Origin of the sequence: Pseudomonas huaxiensis (genome assembly GCF_003231275.1) — a bacterium.
In the GTDB taxonomy this organism is placed as follows: Bacteria; Pseudomonadota; Gammaproteobacteria; order Pseudomonadales; family Pseudomonadaceae; genus Aquipseudomonas; species Aquipseudomonas huaxiensis.
On record NZ_QKVL01000001.1, the window covers coordinates 427156 to 445272 of the forward strand.

Annotated in this window: 23 protein-coding genes; 21 read left to right on the forward strand and 2 right to left on the reverse strand. The window is 60.7% G+C overall.

From position 1 onward, the window contains the following. Positions 1-53 precede the first annotated feature (53 nt). The 20 genes from DM374_RS01985 (at position 54) to recX (ending at position 15801) form a co-directional block, all read left to right on the forward strand. Positions 54-410, forward strand: coding sequence for a phage holin family protein (locus DM374_RS01985; RefSeq protein WP_095154052.1), 357 nt, complete (start codon positions 54-56; stop codon positions 408-410). After that, the gene (locus DM374_RS01990) at positions 407-919 is read left to right on the forward strand and encodes a hypothetical protein (RefSeq protein ID WP_110968343.1); all 513 of its coding nucleotides are present in this window, start codon (positions 407-409) and stop codon (positions 917-919) included. Before DM374_RS01985 ends, DM374_RS01990 begins: the two co-directional genes overlap by 4 nt. Next, positions 916-1476: a phage baseplate assembly protein V gene (locus DM374_RS01995; protein ID WP_110968344.1), complete on the forward strand. Its 561-nt coding sequence runs from the start codon at positions 916-918 to the stop codon at positions 1474-1476. Before DM374_RS01990 ends, DM374_RS01995 begins: the two co-directional genes overlap by 4 nt. Positions 1477-1608: 132 nt before the next feature. Continuing rightward, entirely contained in the window at positions 1609-1935 is a 327-nt protein-coding gene (locus tag DM374_RS02000; protein ID WP_110968345.1) for a GPW/gp25 family protein, read from the forward strand. After that, entirely contained in the window at positions 1932-2813 is an 882-nt protein-coding gene (locus DM374_RS02005; RefSeq protein WP_110968346.1) for a baseplate assembly protein, read from the forward strand. Before DM374_RS02000 ends, DM374_RS02005 begins: the two co-directional genes overlap by 4 nt. Before the next feature lies 1 nt (position 2814). Continuing rightward, complete coding sequence (locus tag DM374_RS02010) at positions 2815-3420, forward strand: phage tail protein I (protein WP_110968347.1); 606 nt, start codon at positions 2815-2817, stop codon at positions 3418-3420. Further along, positions 3417-5303 carry a phage tail protein gene (locus DM374_RS33585; protein WP_225422429.1) on the forward strand — a complete coding sequence of 629 codons (1887 nt, stop codon included), beginning with the start codon at positions 3417-3419 and terminating at the stop codon, positions 5301-5303. Before DM374_RS02010 ends, DM374_RS33585 begins: the two co-directional genes overlap by 4 nt. Before the next feature lie 26 nt (positions 5304-5329). Next, a complete protein-coding gene (locus DM374_RS02020; RefSeq protein ID WP_110968348.1) occupies positions 5330-5758 on the forward strand; it encodes a tail fiber assembly protein in 429 nt (142 codons plus the stop codon). A gap of 90 nt (positions 5759-5848) precedes the next feature. Beyond that, on the forward strand, positions 5849-7015 hold the full coding sequence (locus DM374_RS02025; RefSeq protein WP_110968349.1) for a phage tail sheath subtilisin-like domain-containing protein: 1167 nt from the start codon (positions 5849-5851) through the stop codon (positions 7013-7015). Between the two features lie 12 nt (positions 7016-7027). Continuing rightward, positions 7028-7537: a phage major tail tube protein gene (locus DM374_RS02030; RefSeq protein WP_110968350.1), complete on the forward strand. Its 510-nt coding sequence runs from the start codon at positions 7028-7030 to the stop codon at positions 7535-7537. 17 nt (positions 7538-7554) lie between these two features. After that, positions 7555-7854, forward strand: coding sequence for a phage tail assembly protein (locus tag DM374_RS02035; RefSeq protein ID WP_110968351.1), 300 nt, complete (start codon positions 7555-7557; stop codon positions 7852-7854). 139 nt (positions 7855-7993) lie between these two features. Then, on the forward strand, positions 7994-10435 hold the full coding sequence (locus DM374_RS02040) for a hypothetical protein (RefSeq protein ID WP_110968352.1): 2442 nt from the start codon (positions 7994-7996) through the stop codon (positions 10433-10435). 9 nt (positions 10436-10444) lie between these two features. After that, on the forward strand, positions 10445-11290 hold the full coding sequence (locus DM374_RS02045) for a phage tail protein (protein ID WP_110968353.1): 846 nt from the start codon (positions 10445-10447) through the stop codon (positions 11288-11290). Beyond that, entirely contained in the window at positions 11265-11471 is a 207-nt protein-coding gene (locus DM374_RS02050) for a tail protein X (RefSeq protein ID WP_110968354.1), read from the forward strand. Before DM374_RS02045 ends, DM374_RS02050 begins: the two co-directional genes overlap by 26 nt. Before the next feature lie 62 nt (positions 11472-11533). Beyond that, complete coding sequence (locus tag DM374_RS02055) at positions 11534-12589, forward strand: phage late control D family protein (RefSeq protein WP_110968355.1); 1056 nt, start codon at positions 11534-11536, stop codon at positions 12587-12589. After that, complete coding sequence (locus tag DM374_RS02060) at positions 12586-13137, forward strand: glycoside hydrolase family 19 protein (RefSeq protein ID WP_110968356.1); 552 nt, start codon at positions 12586-12588, stop codon at positions 13135-13137. The genes DM374_RS02055 and DM374_RS02060 overlap by 4 nt, the downstream gene beginning before the upstream one ends. Continuing rightward, positions 13134-13628, forward strand: a complete 495-nt coding sequence (locus DM374_RS02065; protein ID WP_225422430.1) for a lysis system i-spanin subunit Rz — start codon at positions 13134-13136, stop codon at positions 13626-13628. The genes DM374_RS02060 and DM374_RS02065 overlap by 4 nt, the downstream gene beginning before the upstream one ends. Positions 13629-13668: 40 nt before the next feature. Beyond that, on the forward strand, positions 13669-14151 hold the full coding sequence (locus DM374_RS02070) for a CinA family protein (RefSeq protein ID WP_110968358.1): 483 nt from the start codon (positions 13669-13671) through the stop codon (positions 14149-14151). 104 nt (positions 14152-14255) lie between these two features. Further along, positions 14256-15323 (forward strand): recombinase RecA, encoded by a 1068-nt coding sequence (gene recA, locus DM374_RS02075; protein WP_110968359.1) that lies wholly within the window; start codon positions 14256-14258, stop codon positions 15321-15323. Positions 15324-15333: 10 nt separating this feature from the next. Beyond that, complete coding sequence (gene recX / locus DM374_RS02080) at positions 15334-15801, forward strand: recombination regulator RecX (RefSeq protein ID WP_095154035.1); 468 nt, start codon at positions 15334-15336, stop codon at positions 15799-15801. 6 nt (positions 15802-15807) lie between these two features. On the opposite strand, the gene DM374_RS02085 is transcribed toward recX, so the two are convergent. Then, entirely contained in the window at positions 15808-16929 is a 1122-nt protein-coding gene (locus DM374_RS02085) for an LOG family protein (RefSeq protein ID WP_110968360.1), read from the reverse strand. Positions 16930-17354: 425 nt separating this feature from the next. Between DM374_RS02085 and DM374_RS02090 the strand changes: the two genes are divergently transcribed. Further along, positions 17355-17564 carry a hypothetical protein gene (locus DM374_RS02090; RefSeq protein WP_110968361.1) on the forward strand — a complete coding sequence of 70 codons (210 nt, stop codon included), beginning with the start codon at positions 17355-17357 and terminating at the stop codon, positions 17562-17564. Between the two features lie 10 nt (positions 17565-17574). Here DM374_RS02090 and DM374_RS02095 read toward each other — a convergent pair whose 3' ends face one another. Further along, entirely contained in the window at positions 17575-17997 is a 423-nt protein-coding gene (locus DM374_RS02095) for a quorum-sensing-regulated virulence factor family protein (RefSeq protein ID WP_095154032.1), read from the reverse strand. Between the last annotated feature and the right edge of the window lie 120 nt (positions 17998-18117).

Genomic DNA, 18117 nt, shown 5'->3' on the forward strand with positions numbered 1-18117 from the left:
CCCATCCCCGTCCGGCCCCGTCGCTGTGCGGGAAGAACAAAGGAGGCAGGACCGTGACAAGCGAGCAACAGACGTTGCTGGAAATGCCGATCTGGCTGGTGATCGTCCTGGCGTTGCTGGGTGGGGTATCCGGTGAGATGTGGCGAGCAGACAGGGCGGGTGCCCGTGGCGGAGCGCTGTTCAGACGACTGGCGCTGCGCTCGGGAGCCTGCATGGTCTGCGGTGTATCGACGGTGATGCTGCTGTATGCCAGCGGGCTTTCGATCTGGGCGGCCAGTGCTTTTGGTTGCCTGACTGCGGTCGGTGGTGCGGACGTGGCCATCGGTCTTTACGAGCGCTGGGCCGCGAAGCGATTGGGTCTGGAGCAGCCGAACGGGCAAGCAGGCAACGACAGCAAGGAGAGACCGTGAGCGAACTGAGCAGACTACATGAGGCCATTACCGCGACCATCAAGGCAGCCATGCCGCAGCTCGAGACGGTCGGCGGTTACACCACGGTGCTGCAGGACACGACCCTGCCCGCGCTGTGCCACACCATCATCGGCCTGAAGCCGAGCACCGATCCGGGTGATGGCCACTCGTGCATTCTCGCGACCTTCGAGGCGCGCATTGCCGTCGATGGCCACCGCCCGCAGGCGGCGCTGGAAAGCGCCGAGTTGGCAGCCCAATTGATGGTGGTGCTGCGCAAACAGTACTGGGGCATCGACTTCGTCGAAGAGGCGCATACCCTTCAGGCCTTGCCGCAGGTGACAGATCTGCCGACGGTAGCCTGGGTGCTGCAATGGCAGCAGGTGCTGCACCTGGGTGAAGCCCAATGGCACTGGCCGAACCAACCGCCAGGATCGCTGGTGTTCGCCTTCGATCCGGACAGTGGTCCGGGCAAGGAAGGGGATTACAAGACGCCGGAGGATTTCGCATGAGCTACGCAAGCTCCATGCATGACCGGATGATTTCTGCATTGTTGATTCCGTGCCGGGTAGTGGCGGTGGACCTGGCCGCAGCCCGGGTACGGGTTTCCGATGGCGCCGGCTGGACCAGCGCCTGGGTTCGCTGGCATAGCCAGGCCGCCGGCAAGGCGCGCCACTGGCGTGCCCCGAGTATCAACGAACAGGGCGTGCTCATCAGCCCCAGCGGCGAGCCGGCGCAGGGCACCTTCGTTCCGGGCCTTTATGGCAACGCCGGCGACCAACCGGACAACCGCGAACACGTCGAAGTCTGGCGCTTCGACGACGGCGGCTCACTGATTTATGACTGGCAGGCGAGTAGCTACAGCATCGACCTGCCGCGTGGAACCCTCACCCTCAAGGTCGGCGGCAGCACGCTGGTGGCCACGCCTGATGCAATCGAACTGACCGCCACCAACATGACCTTGAATGGCCCGGTGCGGATCAACGGAGCGCTGCAGGTTTCGGGGGATATCCACGGCGGCGGCGCGATCATCGACACCGCCGGCAACACGCCGAACCACAAGCACTGAAACCTGCCCGCCGACGCGGGCTTTTTTATGCCAAGGAGAACGCCATGGCGAACCTGAATCACAACATCGCAGTCGACACCGGCCTTCCGTATGTCTGCTGCCTGTCGAGTGCCGACTTACGGGAGTGACGCGATGATCGGAATGGATCGCCGGACCGGTCAGCCGTTATCCGGCATTGCACATTTGCGGCAGTCCATCGAAGACATCCTCGGCACGCCGCTGGGTAGCCGGCGCATGCGTCCGGACTACGGCAGCAAGCTGCGGCGCTTCGTCGACCTGCCGGTCAACGAGGGCTGGAAAAGCGCGGTACAGGCCGAAGTAGCCCGTGCCCTGGTGCGCTGGGAACCACGCCTGAAACTGGAGCGGGTCCGGGTGCTGTCGGTGGTGGACGGGCAAGTGAGCCTGCAACTCACCGGACAATACCTGGGCGATAGCCAGATCCTGGAGGTGACGGCATGAGTGGTATCGAACTCTCGGCGCTACCCGCGCCGCAGGTGTTGGAAGACCTAGATTTCGAGGACATCTTCCAGGGCGACCTGGCGGCCTTCAAGGCGCACATGGGCGAGGCCTGGAACGCGCAGTTGGAAAGCGACCCGGTGACCAAGCTGTTGGAAGTCGGTGCCTATCGGACCCTGCTCAACCGGGCTCGGGTCAATGATGCGGCCAAGGCCTTGCTGTTGGCCTATGCCATTGGCAGCGATCTCGACCAATTGGCGGCCAACGTTCGTCTGCAGCGTCTGGTAGTGCAGGAGGCGGATCCCAACAGCGTCCCGCCGACCGAACGCATTCTTGAAGAAGACGATGCGCTACGTGAGCGCATTCAACTTGTCTACGAAGGGCTGACCACTGCGGGTCCGCGCAACAGCTACATCCTCCATGCTCGTAATGCTGCGGGAATGGTGGCCGATGCTACGGCGGAGAGTTCTTCGCCGGCGGTCGTGGATGTCACGGTTCTGAGTCTGGACGGCAAAGGCGCCGCCAGTGCTGAACTGTTGGCACAGGTGACGGCGCATTTGAATGCGGACGATGTCCGGCCGGTGGCCGATCGCCTGAATGTCCGCAGCGCCGAGATCCTGCCGTACCGGATCGACGCCGTGCTGCATATGGTTGGCAACGGTCCGGAAAACGAGGCGACTCTGGCCGAGTGCCGGCGCCGATTGCAGGCCTGGGTCAATCCGCGACGGCGTCTGGGTGTTGAAGTGCCGCGTTCGGCCATCGACGCGCAACTGCACATCAGCGGCGTCGCCCGGGTCGAGCTGACGGGTTGGACCGATATCCGCCCGAGCAAGGCGCAGGCGGCATGGTGCGACGGCTTCGATCTCAAGCTGGGAGGCTGAAATGACTAGCCTCCTGCCTATCAACAGCACGTTGCTGGAGCGGGCCATCGAGGCTGCATCGACCGACGCTCCCGAGATCCCGTTGCGTGTGCTGTACAACCCCGATACCTGCCCGGCGCACCTGCTGCACCAACTGGCGTGGGCCTGGTCGGTGGATCGCTGGAATGACAGTTGGTCCGATCCGGTCAAGCGCGCGGTGATCCGTTCTTCATTCGACGTGCATGCCCGCAAGGGCACCCTCAGCGCGTTGCGCCGGGTGGTCGAGCCTTTCGGTTACCTGATTGAAGTAGCCGAATGGTTCAACACCGTGCCGCAAGGCGTGCCGGGGACGTTCGCGCTGAAGATCGGCGTGTCCGAAAGCGGCATCAGTGAGGAGACCTACGAGGAACTCACCGCCCTGATCGACGATGCCCGGCCTGTCAGCCGGCACCTCATCGGGTTGGCCATTGCCCTCGACACCAAGGGCTACCTGCGCGTTGCCCTGGGCCTGAGCGAAGGCGACGACATCGACATTTACCCGCCCATCCTTCGAGACATCGAGGTGCGCGGCAACCACGGCTTCATCGGCCGTGACCATCAAATCGAAACCCTGGACGTTTACTCATGACTGACCAGAACAGCCAGTTCTTCGCGATCCTCACCGCGGTGGGGGAGGCCAAACAGGCCAACGCGAATGCTTTGGGCGTGCCCTGGACCTTCGCCCAGATGGGCGTGGGCGACGCCAACAATACCGAACCGGTGCCGTCGCGCACTCAGACCAAGCTGATCAACGAGCGGCGTCGTGCGCCGCTGAATCAGCTTTCGGTCGATCCGAAAAACGCCAGCATCATCATTGCCGAGCAGGTGATTCCGCCGGATGAGGGTGGCTGGTGGATTCGCGAAATTGGTCTCTACGATGCCGCCGGCGACCTGGTGGCGGTGGCCAACTGTGCGCCGAGTTTCAAACCGCTGCTGAGTCAGGGGACGGGCAAGACGCAGGTGGTGCGGTTGAACCTGGTCGTGACCAGTACGGCCAATGTGCAGTTGAAGATTGATCCTGCGGTGGTGCTGGCGACGCGGGAGTATGTTGATAGCTCGATCCTCAATGTGCTGCCTAAAAACAAGGTGGCCGGGACCTATACCAAGGTCCGGATCAATGACCGAGGGGTCGTGCAGGAAGGGGCAAATCCGACGACGCTGGAAGAATATGGAATTGTCAACGCGCTCAAGGTCGGCGTCACCAGCTATCAGCGTCCGATCCTGTCGGGGCTGGGCTACGGTAGCGCGGCCGAGTCAGGCGGTGCCATCGAGATACGCGAAGCGCAGGAAGTGGGGGCATCGAACAAGAGCATCGCCTACGCGCCGCGGATCATGATGCACTGGACGGGCGTCATCTCCGGTGACATTGCCATGGACTCACAAGGGCAACTGCAATGGAAGGCGCAGCGCCTTTACCATGAGGGCAACTTCAATCCCGCAACCAAGGTGGACAAGGCCACCACGCTCGGTGGCTACGGTATCACCGATGCAATGCCCAAGGGTGCGGGTGGATTGCTCACCCAGGCTTCAACTGTAGAAGGCCGTCTGAGTGCCATTCCAGAGACACGCTTTGTCGCGACATCGCCTGCTACCGAAGACCGACCCGCAGGGGTGAATTACGCTGCGGGCGTACATGTAACTTGGGGTGGTGGTGAGCAGTGCATCGATTTCCTGGGGGCGCTCAACGGGCAAGAGGACTTCTTCGTTCGTAGTTGCTATCTAGGTGCAGGCACCTTCCGCAAACTCTGGACGGAGGCGAACTTCACCCCGACGCTCAAGGCGAACCTCGCGAGTCCGACGTTTACCGGTCTCCCTCGAGTACCGACCGCTGCTGCCGGGACTACGACCGACCAGGTGGCCAGTACCGAATTCGTGCAGAAGGCCCTGGGCAACCTGAAGGGCGAGCCGACGGTACTGGAGGCAAATACCGTACTCACGGCTGCGCAAGCGGGCGGGCTGTTCATTGTCGGCGGCGCCTACCAGACCACGCTGCCGGCATTGTCAAGCGTGCCAGCCGGTTCGGCCTTCCATTTCCTGTTCACCGGCTCTGGAGCAACGCTCAAGGGCAGCGGTGCGGAGGGCATTCAGGGGATCACGGGGGGCAACCAGTATTTGCCGTTTATTGGGGAGAAAGTCACCCTTGTTAAGCGCAGTAACGCTTGGTATCTGGCCGGCGGCGGCCTCGGTGCCGAGGCGTTTTTCTGCAGCATGGGGTTCAGTGGCTACCAAAAATTTCCCAGCGGCATGATTCTGCAGTGGGGGGAAACCGCGCCGGCGACCGGTGCCGATCAGGTGCATACCTTGCCCATCGCGTTCCCAAACAGTTTTCGCCGGATTTTCATTAGCCAGGGCTACACCGCCGGCAGTGGTTCGCTGGGCTATGCGGGTGCGGGAGTTTCCACGTTGGGCGCATTCACCTGGCGTGGTAGCACCACCTACAACGGTTTTCAATTCTTTGCCCTCGGCTCTTAGCTGGGCGGCTCGCCGAGGAGGCATGTGTGACCATCTATTCCAGCAGGTCGACCTGCAGCTTTTACGATGACGCCATCAACCCTGTGTTGCCGGGTGATGCTGTCGAGATCAGTTTTGAACTGCATGTCGCGCTTCGAGCAGGGCAGGAGCAGGGCAAGCTGATCGACTTTGACGAAGAGCCCCCGGTGCTACGGGATCCGCCGCCGCTGAGTTCCGAGCAGCAGGCGGTCATCGAGCGCGCGTGGCGCGACGGCCAGTTGGCCGCCACTGACCCCATCATTACCCGGCACCGCGACGAGCGGGACATGACCCGGCCGACGAGCCTGGCCGATGCTCAGTTTGTCGAGCTGCAGGGCTACCGCCAGGAGCTGCGCGACTGGCCGGCCGAAGGCATGTTTCCTCTGCCTGAACAGCGTCCGGCGCCGCCGGTCTGGCTAGCCGAACATTTGCAATAGAGTCCTGTACCTGTCGAGGCTTTTTCTGCCCGGCATTCACCCCGAACGGCCCCGCACTGACGGGGCCTTCTCATATCTGGAGAAATACCAATGAGTGGATTCTTCCACGGCGTTACCGTCACCAACGTTGACACCGGGTCGCGCAGCATCGCGCTGCCTTCCTCTTCCATCATCGGCCTGGTGGACACCTTCACCGAAGGCCCGACTGCCACTGCCAAGGCCAACGACCTGGTGCTGATCACCAGCGAGCGTGAAGCCATTGCGGCGTTCGGCGCCGATGCGGCCATCACCAAGGCATGCCAGGCGATCTATGCCCGAGCCAAGGCGGTCATCGTCGCTTGCGGCGTGGCCAAGCTGACCGACGCCGCCGAGCAGACTTCGGCGATCATCGGTGGCGTGCTTGCCGACGGCAAACGTACCGGCCTGCAAGCGCTGCTTGACGGCAAGAGCCGTTTCAACGCCCAGCCACGCCTGCTGGTGACCCCGAAACACAGCGCCACCCAAGCCGTGGGCACCGCCCTGGTTGCCCTGGCCGACAAGCTGCGCGGTCTGGCCATCATCGACGGTCCGAACACCACCGACGAGGCCGCCCTGGCCTACGCCGAGAACTTCGGTGCCAAGCGTGCCTTCCTGGTCGATCCGGGTGTGAAGTACTGGGACACCGGTGCTGACGCCACTGTCGATGCCCCCGCGTCGGCTTGGGTTGCCGGCCTGTTCGCCTGGACCGACAGCGAGTACGGCTTCTGGGCCTCGCCGTCGAACAAGGAATTCGTCGGCATCACTGGCACCACCCGTCCTGTGGAGTTCCTCGACGGCGACGAGACCTGCCGCGCCAACCTGCTGAACAACGCCAACATCACCACCATCATCCGTGATGACGGCTTCCGCCTGTGGGGCAACCGCACCCTGTCCAGCGATCCGAAGTGGGCCTTCGTCACCCGCGTGCGGACCATGGACATCGTCATGGACGCGATCCTCTACGGCCACAAATGGGCGGTTGACCGCTCGATCACCGCGACTTACGTCAAGGACGTGACCGAAGGCCTGGAGAACTTCATGCGCGACCTGAAAGCCCAGGGCGCGATCATCAACTTCGAGGTCTACGCCGACCCTGAACTCAACACCGCCAGCCAGCTGGAGCAGGGCAAGGTGTACTGGAACATCCGCTTCACCGACGTCCCACCTGCTGAAAACCCCAATTTCCGTGTCGAGGTCACCAACCAGTGGTTGACCGAAGTCCTCGACCAGGCCGCTTAAGGAGAACTACCCATGGCAATGATTCCGCAAACCCTCGCTAACCTGAACCTGTTCGTCGACGGCGTAAGCTTCCAGGGCGACGTCACCAGCCTGACCCTGCCCAAGCTCGCCATCAAGGTCGAAACCCACCGCGTCGGTGGCATGGACGCCGCCATCGAGATCGATCAAGGCATGGAGGCACTGAGTGCCACCTTCAAAACCACCGGTATCCGCCGCGAAGCGCTGAAGTTCTTTGGCCTGGCCGACAGCACCGCTTTCAATGGCACTTTCCGCGGCGCCTTCAAAGGCCTGAAGGGCGCCATCACCCCTGTGGTGGTCACCCTGCGCGGCATGCTCAAGGAAGTGGAAATGGGCGACTGGAAAGCGTCCGAGAAACCCGAGACCTCCCACGTCGTTTCCCTGACCTACTACAAGCTCGAAATCGATGGCCGAGCGATGTACGAAATCGACCCGCTGGGCATGAAGCGCGTCATCAACGGCGTCGATCAACTCGCCGCCCAACGTTCGGCCCTGGGCCTCTGAGATAAGGACAAGCTCGTATGACGCAAGCATCGAAAATTCCTGCCTGGCTGACCGTGAGTGCTGACCGTGTCGTGGTCAAACTCAGCCGTCCAACCGAAGCCAATGGCGTGCAGGTCGACAGCCTGTCGCTGCGCGCTCCCACCGTGCGTGACCTGCGTGCTGCGCAGTCGGGTGGCGCCGACGACGAAACCCGGGAGCTGAACTTGTTCGCCTCCCTTGCAGAAGTTGGCACCAAGGACCTGGAGGGGCTGACGCTGAAGGACTACAGCCGTTTGCAGGCCGGCTATTTTCGCTTGGTGCAAGACGACGAGCTTTGATCCCTCAAGGCACAAGGCGGCAGCGAAGCGGCTCGCGAAAGAGCTGAACTTCTCTGCCGCCGAGATCATGACCATGTCGTACAGCGACATGGTCTGGTGGCTCACAGAGTGAGTCGGGTTTGCGCGCAGGGAGGAACTTATGGCGGGCGAACTGATAGTTGAGGTGAGGATCGGAGGAGCCGTTGATCCTGCCTTGGGGCAGGTTTTCAGCCAGATCGAGCAGCAGATAGGTCAGCTCGAATCGTTTGCTGTTCGAATTGGCGAGGCGTTGAGGTTGACCACCCAGAGTGCCTTGCCTTTGGCGACGGCATTCAAGACGGCCAACGACACTGCTGCGGAGTCAGCCGGGAAATGGGAGGCGGCGCTGCTGGGCATTGACAAAAAGCTGTCTTCCCAGCTGGACACAACACTACCTAAGTTGACCAAGGCTTATCAGGAGCTTGGCAAGGCAATGGAGTCTGCCCGTTTACCTAACGCTGGCCAGACGTTGCAGAAACCATCGCCTGGCGCAACGATTTCCAATGCTTCTCGAGAAGTACAGAAATCGGCAACAAGCTCGGTTGATAAATTCGCGAGTTATGACGCGATAGTCAGCAATCTGGTCATCCAAGGAGAGAAAGATCCGAGCAAACGGGAGGATCAGAAGCAAAAGATCAACGCAGAAGTGGCTAGGATGTCCTATGGGACAAGCCTGAGCAGGACCGAATCTGCCAACCAGCTCATGAGCCTGTTTGATGAAGGAATGACGCTAGGGGACTCTATACAGGAAGGGCGCCTTGCAGCGAGTTTCACAGACAGTCAGCAGGTACCAGAGCGAGTTACCGCAGGTCTTATCCGCACCACGCACAACAATGGTATAGAAAGTAAAGACCGCCGGCTCTTTCTGAACACGATGATAGGTCAGGTAGGCGAGGGCAGTTTTGGTATCGCCAACACCGCTCAGGCGGTGACCCGACTTCTTCCACAGGTAGGTGCAGGGCAGAAGGACGCTATCCGCCTGGTCGCGATTCTCCAGATGGAGTCGGTGAAAACCAGCAACTTCAATGAGGTGATCAGTGCTGCAAAAGCACGTTTCCTTGAATACAAGAGCGAGGGCGGGGAGGAGGCTAACGACCTTGATCGGTATGGGCAGAAGTTCATGCCCAAGAATCCTGGTAGCCCTCCGGATTACATCAAAGCTGACTTGGCTACCCGCGCTGAAACGCTGGATTCGCAACAGCGCGAGCGGAAAAGCGCCGATGAACGCTTGTCACTTGCGATAGGTGAAGGGCTGGCGCCGATTTACGCTCACTGGACTGCCCTCGCGGCCGAAGCCACCAATATCCTCAGTGCAGTCGTCGAAGGCCTCGGCGTGGTGGTAACGGGAGTGGGTGGCCTGGTTCTGGGGGCTACTGGTCTGGTGAAGGTGTTCGGTATGGTCAACCAAGGGACGGCTCTGGCAGGGGCCGCCTCCGCCCTTTTCAGTCCACAAGGCAGCGGTCAAGCTTCGACTGGCGGTGCACTGTCTCGGTGGATGCCAGGGATAGCCAGTGCTACGTCGGTTGTAGCAGGTGCGGGCAAGGCATACGACACCTACCAGAACGCCACAACCTTCAAGGAGAAGGCGGAAGGCTATGGTCAGGCCGCCGGGATGGTAATCGGTGGCGTGGGGGGGGCACTGGTGGGCGCGCGCTTTGGCGGCTGGGTTGGCTCGGCTGCCTTAAGTGCGGTCGGAGGCTACTTGCTTGGTGCCGTCGGAAAATACGTCGGAGGTGTGATCGGCGACATCTGGGGGGACGATAGCACGGGCAGCGCACTGCAAACGGCTCAAAACTCTCCGGAAATGTCAGGCAAGTTGGGTGCTACAAGCAAGGAGGTAGCCCCATGGGCCCCGTCGCTGAAACAGAGTAGCCCCGAAATCCGACCTGGGTCGCTGTTGCTGAAGCAACCGGGTAATTCTGAAGTCGGACCTGGGACGCTGTTGCTGAAGCAACCGAGTAATTCTGAAGTCGGACCTGGGTCGCTGTTGCTGAAGCAACCGAGTAATTCTGAAGTCGGACCTGGGTCGCTGTTGCTGAAGCAACCGAGCGATTCTAAAGCCGGACCCGGGACGCTGTTGCTGAAACAACAGAGTAATTCCGAAAGCGGGCCAACGTCTCTATTGCTGAAGCCACAAAGTAAACCCGACGACATTCCGCTCGACTCGAATCGCGGAAATCCGGCCCCGGCAGTTTCAATTTCAAATGCTGCAAACGATGCCGGTCACGGGGCTCTGGGGCAATACGCGAGGGGGCACGTACCTCAGTTTCAACGGTTCGAAAACGGTGATGTTGTTCGCTCCCTGGCGGGAGACACTCCCACAGCGGTTGCCCTGCCAGTGTCTGGTCAGCCCGCACTGTCGTCGAGCACGACAACCACGCCACAGCACTTCGCTGTCTCGCCCAATATCGCCATCAATGTCCAGGGTAGCGTTACCGATCCTGCCGAGCTCGTCCGCGCGTTGCAGCCGGAAATCCAGCGGATGTTCAATGGATTTGCAGCCCAGGCGAACGCAGGCGGCCAGATGTATGACCGTACTGACGATCTCTATGGCTATTCCTGAGGAAAACCCATGGCCTACATGGAATCAATGCAATCCAGCCTGCGCTCGCTGGTAGCCGCGGGTGAGGCCGGACGGCGTAGCGCCGATGAAATGCTGGGGCCCTTGAATGGCGCCGTCAGCGATATAACCGGTGCAGCCACCGAGCTGGAAAATCTGCCCTTCGTGGGTGAAATCATTGGCAAGAAACTTCAACGCACCATGCGCGCCATCGAGGTGGCGCATTCGGCAGTCGGTGAGGTCGCCGCCAAGTACAGTCAGGCGGTGACAGTCATCAGCGAGGTGCAAGGGCGCCTGGAAACCTTTTCGGACCAGGCCTCAAAGGCCGCCACCGCAATTAACCGGGTAGCCGGGAAAATCAGCCCGTCCCTGGGCGCGATCCTGCCTACGGGCGGTTTTGCGCCACAGACGACACCACCCGAGGAAGCGGTCAAACCCTATCCTCATCTCCTGATTCTGCAACCGTTGCAGGCAGAGTCCGAAGCCTTCTACTTCAACCTCGATACCGCTGCGTTTCATCAATTGAAACGGACCAAGGTCTTCACCTGGGCGGGACAAGAGCGCCTTTCGCGCAGTAAGGCGCAGCAGGCGGTCGGCCAAGGGGATGACAAGATCACGATTGACGGGGTGGTGTACCCGACCTTGAAAGGGGGGATCGGTCAGATAGAGCGGTTACGCAGCATCGGTCAGCAGTTGAAACCGCTGAGCCTGAGTACCGGCTATGGGGAAATTCTCGGGACATGGTGCCTGACCAGCGTGGCTGAAACTCAGAACAACCTGTTGGCGGGTGGCATTCCGGGAAAACAGGCTTTCACATTGGAGCTCGTGAGTTATGGCGACGATATGCAGAACGTCTGAAGGGGATCAGCTCGATACCCTCTGTCATCACTATTACGGTCATTTGAATGGCAGCCTCGAAGCGGTGCTGGATGCCAATCCGGGACTTTCCGGCGAGGTGCAGCCGCTTCGTGCCGGTGTGCTGATCAGGCTGCCCGAGTTGCTCACGGCCACCTCCACGACGGTGTTGCTGTGGGACTGAACCCTCGTTTGCACCATCAGGCCCCGCCATGTGCGGGGCTTGTCTTTTCTGGAGCCTGAATCATGCAACCTGTGTTTCGTATCGTTGCCGATGGCAAGGACATCACCGCGTTGATCAACGATCGCCTGTTGCTGATGCGCACGACCGACAAAGCAGGCATGGAATCCGATGACTTCGAATTGAAACTCGACGACCGCGACAGCGCCCTGGCCTTGCCTGCGCGCGGCGCGGAACTGGAAGTCTATCTGGGTTACGCCGGTCAGGAGCTGACACGGTTGGGGCGGTACATCATCGATGAAATAGACCTGAACGGTCCGCCTGCCGTTATGGAGCTTCGCGGTAAAGCCTGTGATATGCGCGGAACGGGCAAGAGTATCCGCAGTGGTAGTTGGGAAAATGTGCCCTTGCAGCGAATTGTCAGGGATATCGCCGCGCGCAACGGCTGGCAACCTCAATGTCCGGTGACCACTATCGTTCCGCGGGTCGATCAGTTCAATGAGTCGGATATCAATTTCATCACTCGTCTGGCGCGGCAATACGACTGCACCGCGAAAATTGGTGATGGCGGCTTATTGGTTCTGCCCCGTCAGGGCGGAGTGAGTGGCAGTGGCAAGGCGTTGGGGGTGGTCACTGTTATGCCGCGGGACGTTCGGCGCTGGAAGTTTCACCTTAAGGATCGCGGTTCCCACGGAACGGTGCAGACCCGGCACCAGGACAGCAAGACGGGGGAACAGAAGGTGGTTGAACAGAAGAACGACGACAAGTCCGTGGACAACAACGCGGTCTTTGTCGACAGGCATGTTTATCCGAACAAATCTGCCGCCGAGCAGGCCGCCAAGGCAAGGTTGGCTGAGTTCAACCGTAGTACGGCGACCGTGAATCTGGAGATGAGCGGGCGTACCGATGTGTTCGCGGAAAGAACGATTCGGGTGGAGGGTTTCAAGGACGGGCTCGATGGCGAGTACCTGATCGACACCGTGACCCAGCTCTTCACTGCCACTGGCTGGGATACCTCCGTGCAATGCAACGGTGGCAAACAAGGCAAGGCCAAGGCGAAGAGCCAGAAGTCCAGTCAAACCAAACCGCTCAAGGTCGAGCAGCGCGAGGGCCAGAAATGAATCTGAATGAAACCGAACTCTTCCGCATTTACCCAAACGCCCGCCCGACAGCGGGCGTTTTCGTTCCTGCCCTGAACGCCGCGATGGCGCACTGGGGCATCGACACCCCACGCCGCATCGCCGCCTTTCTCGCCCAGATCGGCCATGAGTCCGGCCAACTGCGCTACGTGAAGGAACTGGGCAGCGACCAGTATCTTGCCCGCTATGACACCGGCAGCCTGGCGCTGCGCCTGGGCAACACCCCCGAGCCGGACGGCGATGGCCAGCGTTATTGTGGCCGCGGCCTGATCCAGATCACCGGGCGCAACAACTACCGCGCGTGCAGCATGGCGCTGTTCGAGGACGATCGCTTGTTGGCGAAGCCGCAGATGCTCGAAGAACCACAGTGGGCCGCTGAGTCGGCGGCCTGGTTCTGGCATTCGCGGGGGCTCAATCAACTGGCGGACCGTGGCGAGTTCAATCGCATTACCCGGCATATCAACGGTGGCCTCAATGGCCTTGAGGACCGTCTGAAACTCTGGGCGCGTGCGCGTGAGGTGCTGTGTTGAGCGCGGGGCGTTCCATCGGTTTGTGGCTGTTGCTTCTGACGGTCGCGGCGCTGACCTGGCAGGTTCAGGCGTGGCGCTACGGTCAACGGCTGGCGGTGCAGGAGGGCGACTATGCCCGTGAACGCCAGCAACTGGCGGAGACCGCCAACGCGCGTTTGCAGGACGAGCGCCAACAGCGGCTGGCGCTGGAGCAGCGTTTGCGGTCCCTCGACCAGACCCATTCCAAGGAGCTTACCGATGCCCAACAGGCTCAGGCACGCCTGCGTGACCGGCTGGCTACTGCTGATCTGCGGTTGTCAGTCCTCATCGCCAGTGACGCAGTTCCCTCTTTGCCAGCCGCCTCCGGCGCCGGCGGCGTGGTTCATGACCCCCCGCGAGCCCGACTTGACCCGGCGCATGCTCAACGAATTGTCGCCATCGTCGCCGACGGTGACGAAGGACTGATCGCCCTGCGCGCCTGTCAGGCGTACGTGCGGGCGCTGGCGTTCTGAGTGGTGTAGGGTAGGCGCCAGTTTTTCCAAGGAGCCTGCCATGGACCCGATCACCGCTCTTTCCGCCCGGCTGGGGGAACATCTGCGTCGTTTCAATGCCCAAGTGACCACCGCCGAATCCTGTACCGGAGGCGGCATCGCCGAGGCCATCACCCGCATCCCCGGCAGTTCGGCCTGGTTCGAGGCCGGTTACGTGACCTATTCCAACGCCCAGAAGACCCGGCAGTTGCAAGTGCCGGAGGTACTGTTCGGTCAGGTCGGTGCGGTGAGCCAGGAAGTGGTCGAGGCGATGGTCCGCGGCGCCCAGACGGCGAGCGGGGCGCGTTTTGCCGTGGCGGTGAGTGGCGTGGCCGGGCCTGATGGCGGTTCGGCGGCCAAACCGGTGGGCACCGTTTGGCTGGCCTGGGGAGACGCGGGGCGCGTTTTCAGCGAGCGCCGGCACTTCGACGGAGACCGCGAACAGGTACGCCGACAAACGGTAATCGCCGCGCTAGAGGGCTTGTTACATCTTGGCGCCGAGTAAATCGCGAGTCGGGGGTAGGCGGAAATAAATCCCTGTGGAATAATACTGGCTACTTATACAGTTGTTTCTGGCCGTCAGGCCCTATCGATTACGTGAGGACTTCAATGGACGACAACAAGAAGCGTGCCTTGGCTGCGGCCCTGGGTCAGATCGAACGTCAATTCGGTAAAGGCGCGGTCATGCGCATGGGCGATCACGAGCGCCAGGCGATCCCAGCCATCTCCACTGGCTCGCTGGGCCTGGACATTGCCCTTGGCATCGGCGGCCTGCCACGAGGCCGTATCGTTGAAATCTATGGTCCGGAATCGTCCGGTAAAACCACGCTGACCCTGTCGGTGATCGCCCAGGCGCAAAAAATGGGCGCCACCTGCGCCTTCGTCGACGCCGAGCACGCGCTGGACCCTGAATACGCTGGCAAGCTGGGCGTCAATGTCGACGACCTGCTGGTCTCGCAGCCGGACACCGGTGAGCAGGCCCTGGAAATCACCGACATGCTGGTGCGCTCCAATGCCGTTGACGTCATCATCGTCGACTCCGTGGCAGCCCTGGTGCCCAAGGCCGAGATCGAAGGCGAAATGGGCGACATGCACGTCGGCCTGCAAGCTCGCCTGATGTCCCAGGCGCTGCGCAAGATCACCGGTAACATCAAGAACGCCAACTGCCTGGTCATCTTCATCAACCAGATCCGCATGAAGATCGGCGTGATGTTCGGCAGCCCGGAAACCACCACCGGTGGTAATGCCCTGAAGTTCTATGCCTCGGTCCGTCTCGACATCCGCCGTACCGGCGCGGTGAAAGAAGGCGACGAAGTGGTCGGTAGCGAAACCCGCGTCAAGATCGTCAAGAACAAGGTTGCCCCTCCGTTCCGTCAGGCTGAATTCCAGATCCTCTACGGCAAAGGTATCTACCTTAACGGCGAAATCATCGACCTGGGTGTGCTGCATGGCTTCCTGGAGAAATCCGGTGCCTGGTACAGCTACCAAGGCAGCAAGATCGGTCAGGGCAAGGCCAACTCCGCCAAGTTCCTGCAGGACAACCCGGAAATCGGTGCGGCCCTCGAGAAGCAGATTCGCGACAAGCTGCTGAACACCGGTGCTGTTGACGCCGCAGGTAAAACTGCTGCGGCGCAAGCTTCCGCTGAAGACCTGGCCGACGCTGACGCCGACTTCTGATCCCGCGCCTATGTCCGTCGTACTCGATACCCCCGTCGCCGTAAGGCGGACTGCTATGGACCTGCTCGCACGCCGCGAGCACGGTCGTGCCGAGCTGGCGCGCAAGCTGCGCCAGCGCGGTGCTTCTCCTGAAATGATCGAGCACGAACTCAACCGCCTGGCGGATGAGGGGCTGCTAAGCGAATCCCGTTATCTGGAAAGTTTCATCAGTTCCCGTGGTCGTTCGGGTTATGGCCCGGCGCGTATCCGCGAAGAACTGACCCAGCGTGGCCTGCCACGAGCTGATGTGGAGCAGGCGCTACGTGAAGCGGGTATCGACTGGCAGTCGCAGTTGAGCGATGTCTGGCGGCGCAAGTTTGCCGGGCAATTGCCAGCCGACCCGCGGGAGCGCGCGAAGCAAACCCGTTTTCTGGTCTATCGCGGTTTTTCGATGGAGATGGTCGGCCGCTTGTTGAGCGGCCGAAGCCTGGACGATTGATCTGTTTCAGGTGACCTTGAGCGGTTCCCGCGCGCGTTGAGTCACTTGTGGGGACGGTTGGGCGTTGGCCCAGTTTTCCGGCAGGTTGATGAAGTCCACCAGCTCTCTTAGCCGACCCTGGTCGCGGCCATTGAATGCAAATACAAGCCGGTGCAGGTGGCTGAACTGGACATCGTCCTGATCCTCGCCGGTATAGGCGTGCTGGACGAAGTTACCGCTCAGTCGCAGATCGGCAAAACCGTTCTCGATATCCTCTACAGCGGCCTCACTCAACGGATGCTGCATGCGCAGGACGAACTGGTTTTTCAGCCAACGGCTGGAGTGGTAGTTGCGGTAGAACTGGTTGATTTCCTCGACCGCCTGATCGGCGCTGTGCACCAGGCGCAGCAGTTTCAGGTCGCTTGGCAGGATATAGCGGTTCTCTTCCAGTTGGCGGGTGATGAAGTTCAGCGCGTCTTGCCAGAAGCTGCCTCCCGGCGCATCCAGCAACACCACCGGAACCAGCGGGCTCTTGCCGGTCTGGATCAGCGTCAGGACTTCCAGCGCTTCGTCCAGCGTGCCGAAGCCTCCAGGGCAGAGCACCAGAGCATCGGCCTCCTTGACGAAAAACAGCTTGCGAATGAAGAAAAAGTGGAACGGCAGCAGTTTGTCGGTGCCGTCGACCGTCGCGTTGGCATGTTGCTCGAAGGGCAGGGTGATGTTGAAGCCGAGGCTGTGCTCCACGCCGGCGCCCTCATGCGCCGCTGCCATGATGCCGCCACCGGCACCGGTAATGACCATCAGATCGGAGCGGGCCAGGGTCGCGCCCAGTTCTCGGGCCAGTGCATAGATTGGATGTTCGACCGGCGTTCGTGCCGAGCCGAACACCGTTACTTTACGTCGCCCTTTGTACTGTTCCAGCACGCGGAAGGCGTGGTCGAGTTCGCGAAGGGCCTGGAGGGTGATCTTGGCGTTCCAGCGGTTGCTATCGTCGTGGGCCATGCGCAACACGGTGAGCATCATGTCCCGGTACAGCGGCAAGTTCGGGCTGTTGGCAGCGACCAGGTTCAATTGCTGGTCGATATGTTCGAGGTCGATTCCCTCATTCTTGAAGTGGCTGGCGAGCAGCTCGTTAGGTTTGTAAGGCATTCAAACGTCTCCTTTCTGCAGCAAAACCTCAGACCAGATCAGGATCGGGACCTGGCCGCGACACTACTTGAGTCGCTGGCTGCGCAGGCCGGGGCTGGATGGCCCCGGCATTGCAGTGGACCTTGAAAGGTCTCGTCGCAGTGATGATTTCGATCCCTTTGCTTGTCATCCTGGCAAGTGCAACGCAACCGTCTCGGACGACCCTTTACTTGTCTACCTGTCCGAAAGATGAAAGGTATTTGTAATCAATCTAGACCGTGCGGTGTGTTTGCGCTTGGTTCAACATGTGCGCATAAGGTCATGACAGATAATCGTTTTATTCGATTTCGCAATCAGTACGGGACCGCTCGTCAGATGGGATCCAATCTTCCGGCTTGTCTGGTTAACTGATCAATAGCGACGAGTGCATCGCAGGGAGGCTGCTAATGCAAAGAGTCCAACGCGTCATTCTTGAAATCGACAGCCAGTTGTTTCGACTTCTGCAAGGGGCGGCCCAGGCAAACAACCTGAGCCTTGAAGAGGAATGCCTGCGCAGGCTTTCAGGAGGAGAGCGGCGCTCTCGCTACCTGCAAGCGCTGGTAGCGGAGTTGCGCGCCGACGAGGAACAACGGCGCGAAAGCAGTCAACTGATGTAGTACGGCACCATCACTTTTTCTTCTTGCCATTGAGCCCGCAGCTCTGCGCATTGAAGTTTTCGGTCGCTACCGGGCGATTGGTCTTGTACTCGGTGAACTGATAAGTCAGCACTGCGCCGCGTGCCAGCAATTGGCGATAGCCGGTATTGCTGCAAACACTCGAGCCCAATTGATCACGCACCTTGTCAGGGTTGGCGCGCATCTGCTGCGCGTGGCTTGCCCGCACACTGAGGTGGTTGATCAGTTGCGGCCCGTGGACGGTGTAGCCCTGGTCAAGAATGTCTTCGTTAATGGCCCGCGGAGTACCCACGCTGCTGTCCTGGGCGACCTTCTCCAGCATTTGGGTCAATTCATATTCCTGCTTGGATGCGGCATTGGCGGCAAGAGGCAGGACCAGCAGCAAGCCCAGGGTAGGGGCGATAAAACGCAGCATTCATTTCTCCAGATTCGGTAACTGGCGCTTTGACCTGCATCCGCACGCCGTGTTCCCTCACCGGGTGCAGGCAGTGGCAGCCATCAATAGGTGCGGGATTATAGTGGAGTAGGACAATTC

Bases quoted from the DNA above. Each gene is read 5' to 3' on its own strand.
- DM374_RS01995 (WP_110968344.1), top strand. From the start codon at position 916: ATGAGCTACGCAAGCTCCATGCATGACCGGATGATTTCTGCATTGTTG.
- DM374_RS02000 (WP_110968345.1), top strand. From the start codon at position 1,609: ATGATCGGAATGGATCGCCGGACCGGTCAGCCGTTATCCGGCATTGCA.
- DM374_RS02005 (WP_110968346.1), top strand. From the start codon at position 1,932: ATGAGTGGTATCGAACTCTCGGCGCTACCCGCGCCGCAGGTGTTGGAA.
- DM374_RS02010 (WP_110968347.1), top strand. From the start codon at position 2,815: ATGACTAGCCTCCTGCCTATCAACAGCACGTTGCTGGAGCGGGCCATC.
- DM374_RS33585 (WP_225422429.1), top strand. From the start codon at position 3,417: ATGACTGACCAGAACAGCCAGTTCTTCGCGATCCTCACCGCGGTGGGG.
- DM374_RS02025 (WP_110968349.1), top strand. From the start codon at position 5,849: ATGAGTGGATTCTTCCACGGCGTTACCGTCACCAACGTTGACACCGGG.
- DM374_RS02030 (WP_110968350.1), top strand. From the start codon at position 7,028: ATGGCAATGATTCCGCAAACCCTCGCTAACCTGAACCTGTTCGTCGAC.
- DM374_RS02035 (WP_110968351.1), top strand. From the start codon at position 7,555: ATGACGCAAGCATCGAAAATTCCTGCCTGGCTGACCGTGAGTGCTGAC.
- DM374_RS02040 (WP_110968352.1), top strand. From the start codon at position 7,994: ATGGCGGGCGAACTGATAGTTGAGGTGAGGATCGGAGGAGCCGTTGAT.
- DM374_RS02045 (WP_110968353.1), top strand. From the start codon at position 10,445: ATGGCCTACATGGAATCAATGCAATCCAGCCTGCGCTCGCTGGTAGCC.
- DM374_RS02050 (WP_110968354.1), top strand. From the start codon at position 11,265: ATGGCGACGATATGCAGAACGTCTGAAGGGGATCAGCTCGATACCCTC.
- DM374_RS02055 (WP_110968355.1), top strand. From the start codon at position 11,534: ATGCAACCTGTGTTTCGTATCGTTGCCGATGGCAAGGACATCACCGCG.
- DM374_RS02060 (WP_110968356.1), top strand. From the start codon at position 12,586: ATGAATCTGAATGAAACCGAACTCTTCCGCATTTACCCAAACGCCCGC.
- DM374_RS02070 (WP_110968358.1), top strand. From the start codon at position 13,669: ATGGACCCGATCACCGCTCTTTCCGCCCGGCTGGGGGAACATCTGCGT.
- recA (WP_110968359.1), top strand. From the start codon at position 14,256: ATGGACGACAACAAGAAGCGTGCCTTGGCTGCGGCCCTGGGTCAGATC.
- recX (WP_095154035.1), top strand. From the start codon at position 15,334: ATGTCCGTCGTACTCGATACCCCCGTCGCCGTAAGGCGGACTGCTATG.
- DM374_RS02085 (WP_110968360.1), bottom strand. From the start codon at position 16,929: ATGCCTTACAAACCTAACGAGCTGCTCGCCAGCCACTTCAAGAATGAG.
- DM374_RS02090 (WP_110968361.1), top strand. From the start codon at position 17,355: ATGCAAAGAGTCCAACGCGTCATTCTTGAAATCGACAGCCAGTTGTTT.
- DM374_RS02095 (WP_095154032.1), bottom strand. From the start codon at position 17,997: ATGCTGCGTTTTATCGCCCCTACCCTGGGCTTGCTGCTGGTCCTGCCT.